Genomic DNA, 1,133 nt, shown 5'->3' with positions numbered 1-1,133 from the left:
CTAGTGTCGTGAGTCGTTGATTCATTGTCAGGTTGTTAGGGTGTGGTATGGGCGATGGTCGTGGACCGAAACTGGCCTTGCTGGAACTGAGCCAGGCCGAACGAGATGCGTTGCAGGGATGGGCGCGGCGTGGCAAGACCGCCCAAGCGCTGGCGACGCGGGCGCGGATCGTGCTGGCTTGCGCGGAGGGTTTGTCCAACAGCGAGGTTTCGCGACAACTCCGGGTATCGCTGCCCACTGTTGGCAAGTGGCGCAAGCGGTTCGTTGAGCATCGGCTGGATGGCTTGAGTGACGAGCCCCGGCCGGGTGCGCCACGCAAGATTAGCGATGCCCAGGTCGAGAGGGTGATTATCAAGACCCTGGAAGAGCAGCCGGTCAACCGCGACAGTCACTGGTCGACTCGGTCGATGGCGTCGGCGACCGGAATGTCGCAGACGGCGATTTCTCGAATCTGGCGGGCTTTTGGGCTCAAACCGCACCTGGTGGACACGTGGAAGCTGTCGACCGATCCGATGTTCATCGACAAAGTCCGCGACGTGGTCGGGTTGTATTTGGATCCTCCCGACAAGGCGATGGTCCTGGCGGTAGACGAGAAATCGCAGATGCAGGCGCTGGACCGCACCGCCCCCATGCTGCCGATGATGCCGGGTACGCCCGAACGTAAGACGCACGACTACGTCCGCTACGGCACCACGAGTCTGTTCGCGGCGTTGGATGTCGTCACCGGCAAGGTCATCGGTCAGCACCAGCGTCGCCACCGGCACCAGGAATTCCTGCGTTTCCTCAAGACCATCGACGCCAACACACCTGCCGAGCTGGACTTGCACCTGGTGTGTGACAACTACGCCACGCACAAGACCCCAGCGATCAAGAAGTGGCTTGCCGGCCATCCGCGGTTCCATCTGCATTTCACCCCCACCTCGGGAAGTTGGCTCAATCTCGTGGAACGCTGGTTCGCCGAGTTGACCAACCGCAAACTCCGCCGCTCGTCCCACCGCAGCGTCAAAGCCCTCGAAGACGACGTCAACGCCTGGATCGCAGCGTGGAACGAGGACCCGAAACCCTTCGTGTGGACCAAGACCGCTGACGAGATCCTCGCCAGCCTCGCCCACTACTGCACCAGAATCAATAAA

General features: G+C 61.5%; 1 protein-coding gene. It reads left to right on the top strand.

The genetic code is table 11. The annotated features are described in order from the left end of the window. Positions 1–47: 47 nt before the first annotated feature. On the top strand, positions 48–1,133 hold a 1,086-nt coding region (locus AC07FN_RS45915; protein ID WP_478401388.1), incomplete at its 3' end, for an IS630 family transposase.

The sequence above is a fragment of the Saccharopolyspora sp. NPDC045941 genome (genome assembly GCF_056431445.1).
The sequence above is the reverse complement of the archived record's forward strand: the minus strand, read 5'-3'. Positions and strand labels throughout refer to the sequence as shown.